General features: G+C 68.1%; 4 protein-coding genes and 1 pseudogene. 2 read left to right on the top strand and 3 right to left on the bottom strand.

Annotated elements, in window-relative coordinates:
* Positions 1–91: 91 nt before the first annotated feature.
* Together ACWDAG_RS47605 and ACWDAG_RS47600 are read right to left on the bottom strand one after the other, a co-directional pair.
* Entirely contained in the window at positions 92–1,012 is a 921-nt protein-coding gene (locus ACWDAG_RS47605) for a beta family protein (protein WP_450701845.1), read from the bottom strand.
* Positions 981–1,115: a hypothetical protein gene (locus tag ACWDAG_RS47600; protein WP_450701844.1), complete on the bottom strand. Its 135-nt coding sequence runs from the start codon at positions 1,113–1,115 to the stop codon at positions 981–983. The genes ACWDAG_RS47605 and ACWDAG_RS47600 overlap by 32 nt, the downstream gene beginning before the upstream one ends.
* A gap of 852 nt (positions 1,116–1,967) precedes the next feature.
* On the opposite strand from ACWDAG_RS47600, the gene ACWDAG_RS47595 reads away from it, so the two are divergent.
* Together ACWDAG_RS47595 and ACWDAG_RS47590 are read left to right on the top strand one after the other, a co-directional pair.
* Positions 1,968–2,570, top strand: a complete 603-nt coding sequence (locus ACWDAG_RS47595; RefSeq protein WP_450701843.1) for an RNA polymerase sigma factor — start codon at positions 1,968–1,970, stop codon at positions 2,568–2,570.
* Positions 2,567–3,178: a hypothetical protein gene (locus tag ACWDAG_RS47590; protein WP_450701842.1), complete on the top strand. Its 612-nt coding sequence runs from the start codon at positions 2,567–2,569 to the stop codon at positions 3,176–3,178. Before ACWDAG_RS47595 ends, ACWDAG_RS47590 begins: the two co-directional genes overlap by 4 nt.
* Positions 3,179–3,786: 608 nt before the next feature.
* On the opposite strand, the pseudogene ACWDAG_RS47585 reads toward ACWDAG_RS47590, so the two are convergent.
* A pseudogene (locus tag ACWDAG_RS47585) lies at positions 3,787–4,131 on the bottom strand (transposase); the annotation flags it as partial.

Genomic DNA, 4,131 nt, shown 5'->3' with positions numbered 1-4,131 from the left:
CCGCTACGACAAGACCGCGACCGTCTACCTCGCGGGACTCCACCTCGCCGCCATCTTCATCTGGTCGGCGAGGTGATCCAAAGGAAACGGCCTAGCTCAGCTGGTTCAGGGTCTGGGTGAGGTGTTGGGTGTGGCCGGCCCGGATGAAGCGCTCCGGAGGGCCGGCCACCTCCTGCCCAGCGGCACAGTCGGCGAGATACCGTTCCCCTTCGCTGAAGGCTCGTCCACGGAAACGAGGATCGTGGGTGAGGCGGGAGACGAGAGCGGGCATCTGTGCGGAGCCGTAGACGGCCAAACTGCGCCCCTTGACAATCAGATAGTCCTCGGCCGTGGAGTACAACACCCGGCCCAGGATCGTCACTGGGCCGGTGGTCTGCTGTGCGGGTTTGCCGGGGTGGACGATCGAGTAGTCCCCAAACACCAGCCGCTCACCCATCCCCGAGCGTGCGCCGACCTTTTGCCACAGCGTCAACTCGCGGCGGGGGAGCAGACTGACGCCATCGCGCTCCAGCCCTTGCAGGGAGGCGGGAAAGGCGCCGGAAAGCAGCACGAGGGTGCGCCAGGGCCGCAGCGCGCCCAGCAACGATGTGGCCTGTACCGCCCAATGAAGGGCCTGCTCGGGCTCATCCAGTGCGCCCACATCGAGCAGCAGGTCCATCGCTTCCGGTTCGGTTTTCAGCCGGGCAAGGAGCTGCTCCACCGATTCGAGGGCCACGTCGGTGGGCGTGTGTGCCCTTTCAACGCGTAGCGCGAGTCCATTGCCGGTGGACTGGGCGAGCTCGTCGGCCAGCACCTGCCGGCCCGGCGGGCGGAAGGGGCCGGTGACGGGCGCGGCGGTGGTGAACAGCCCAAAGGCGCCCCACAGCGCACTGGCCACCATGCCCGGGTCTTCTTCCACGTGCTGGGTGTCGATCCAGCAGCGGTGCGAAGTCCCCGTGGCCTGCAGCCGGTTGCCGGCCTGGGTGAGGTGCTTGATGCGCTCACGCGTAGACGGCGTCGCTGGTGCGGGCACGCAGCACCGGCACCGTCCACAGCACAGCCATCTGCTCGCTGGCGTCCGGCGCCAGGTCCTGAAAGCCGCGCACATCTCCACGCTTGGCCGGTAACGCGGCCACATAGCGAATCATCCCGAGTGCCCCCATCCTGCCGGTGATCGCAGAGTGACACGAGACAACGACGCGCAAAAGGCCGCCTCACGCCAGCGACGCGCTTGCGCCTGTGCATTGCTGCACGGCAACGAGAGTCTCGAGAGCCGTCTGGGTAGGCAGCGTGGCCACTGTCCGAAGGCGGCCGCCCCCATGCCGACCGGGGCATGAGCGCCACCGCCCCGCCGTGAGAAGGCGCCCCTATGAGTTCCCAGCCAGGCGCCCCACCTCCCGCCGTCGGACGTCAGGAGGCCAATGCGCTGGACACACAGAGACAGATCGTGCCGGGCGGCTTGTTCGTGTCAGGACAAGAGGCCTTGCGGGCGCAGCCAGCTGCTGCACAGGCGAGGCCGTATCCCGCGCGGACAGGGCAGCCTCGACCGGCTGCGATGGATCCGAACGGACAGAGCCACCGAGGGGGAGCCAAGCCCGCCTGCCGCGGCCTCGTTCTTCTGCCCCCCCCCGGCTGGCGGGGGTCATCCATGGAGGCAGCGACGGGGCTGGTGGCGGGCGGGCTCGAAGAATGTGGGCTGCGATGGCAGCGGTTGGCAGCTCTCGCTCGATTCAAGGGCATGACGGTTGTCGTAGGGCGCTTGGTAGGCGGGCTGTTCTCGGCGGGGCCCTGGCCGATCTGGCCGGGCGTGTGTGTGGTCATGGCGGTGGTGGCTGGATGGGCGTGGCTGGCGGAACGCGCCCGCCGGGCCACGTTGGTGGCGCTGTTGTCGCATGCACCTCCCGGCACGGTGGTGGTGCAGCAGCGGGGCATGGGCGGGCCAGCGATGACAGTCCATCTGGGGGCGGCGATCACGAAAGGGGGTCACAGTGACGAGTCGGCGGATCTCCAAGCAGACAGCCGATGAGGTGTCCCAGCTGTGGGACTACGAAGCGATGCCGTTACTGCGCTATGCCATGGTCCTGACCGGCGGCGCTCAGCCAGCCGCGGAGGACCTGGTCCAGCGGGTGTTCATGGCGGTGGCGAAGCAGTGGGCAGCCCTCACTGCCGCGAGTGTGTTCTGCATGGCCCGGAAAGGAGAGGCTGGCAGACACCGGGCCTGGCTGCGTCGCGTATGCCGCAACCTGTGGATCGACGATCTTCGCAGGGCGCAGCGGTTGAGCCGTCTGGATGCCGAGCTGGCCCGCCAGTACACCAGCCCGCCGCGGGATCCGGCCGACGTCATCCTGGCCCGGGACACACTCGAGCGCTGCTGGATGGTGATCCGTGGCTTTCCCGAGCGGCGCCGGCAGGTGGCCCTCTTGTACTTCGTTGAACAGCGCTCCACGGCGCAGATCAGCATACTGCTGGGGATCGAGCCCTCGGGGGTGCGCAAGCACATTGCCCTGGCCCGCGCAGCGCTGCGGCACGCGGTCAGCCGCCCACGACCCATTACCGAGCCCGCCAGCGTGCGAGGGGAGGAGCAGCTGTGAGCGACACTGAGCACGACCGCACGGACGACGAGACGATCACACATCTCCTGCAAGATGCCGAATGCGTGCTCGACATCAACCCGGGCAGTCTCCAGCAGCGCAAGCGCGCACTGCGCGCGTGGATGGCCGACAGCGAGGACACCGGCTGGCCCGAGACCGACGACCCACCCACCGGCCCCACGCACCCACCAGGGGCCCGTGTCCGGTTCATCGCATGGAATGCCGACCTCACGCTGAAACCACTCGATCCGCCCCACCAGCCCGACAGCGATACGGCGGCCCGGCTGCCTGGTGCGGTCGGCGACCACGCCCCCGCCGCCCCGCCGGCTAGCAGCCGCTGGCGTCCTGGCGCAGGCCGGGATGAAGCCGCCGAGGCTGCCTTGTGCGCGGTCAGCGAACTGCGCACCCACCTGACGCGCAGGACAGCCGCCACGCCCATTCATCGGCTGCAGCGCCTGCTTGCCAAGGCCGAGGAAGAGATCACCCGCACCGGTCACCTCTCCGTCCGCCTGCACCAGCAACTGTGCACGATGCTCACCGATGCCCCCCTGGATCCGGCATTGAAAGCATCCGCCGGGATCGTGGCACGGCTACTGGACGGCGAGTGACCACAAAAGGATGCAGATAGGCGAAGCCGTGTGGCAGTTCTGCGACAGCGGGCGCAAGGAGAGCAGCTGATCGGGGGCAGCTGTCCTCGATTGAAGACGCGGGCGGAGATGAAGCAGTTACCGCGAATGTGGGCCCACTGATCCGCATGCACATCCGCGGCTGAGTACTCCAGCTGTAGGTCGGCGACGAGCCCTGGGACAAAGCCCAGATCCGCTCCCTGCTCCAGAACACCGCCGCACTTGGGGTCTTCTGGCTGTTCGTCGGCTTCGGCCGCGGCAAGCTTGTCTTCTACAAAAACCTCAATGCTTCCGCCTCAGCGACCTTCACCAACGTCACCCTCTACGACGCCAGCAAGAACCCGGGATCCGTACCCGGCGAGCGGTTCTACACCGGCCTCGTCGCCGCCTGGATGCACCCCTCAAAACAAGCTGGCCTCCACCCCGGCCCGCGCTCATCGACGCCGGTCACGACCGCCCCTCCCGGGCGACTGCTGTCACGATGCCCGACGGCGCGCCCGCAGACCTTCACGACGAGCCCCACCACCTCAGTGCCTGTTTGCGATCCCGGCTAAGTCGGCTTCGCTCTGAGCGCTGAATAAGACGCCATTTCAGTTGGTGAGCCTGCGGTGGCACATGAGGGTGGCGTGGCGGCGATGGCTGTGAAGGCGAGGAAGTGTTCGGGCTTGCGCTCGTAGCGGCGGTGGAGTCGTCGGCAGCCCGATATCCAGGACACCGTTCGTTCCACGACCCAGCGGTGTCGGCCCAGCCGGTGGGAGGACTCGATGCCCTTGCGGGCGATGCGGTGCTGGATGCTACGGGAGGACAGCCAGCGCCGCAGGTGCGGGTAGTCGTAGTGGCCGGGCCGTCGGCGTCGGCGGCCGCGACGGGAGCGGATGGGTGGGATGCCGCGGACCAGCGGGATGAGGGCTTGGCTGTCGTGGAGGTTCGCGGCG

Source organism: Streptomyces sp. NPDC001157, from assembly GCF_053598255.1.
The sequence above is the reverse complement of the archived record's forward strand: the minus strand, read 5'-3'. Positions and strand labels throughout refer to the sequence as shown.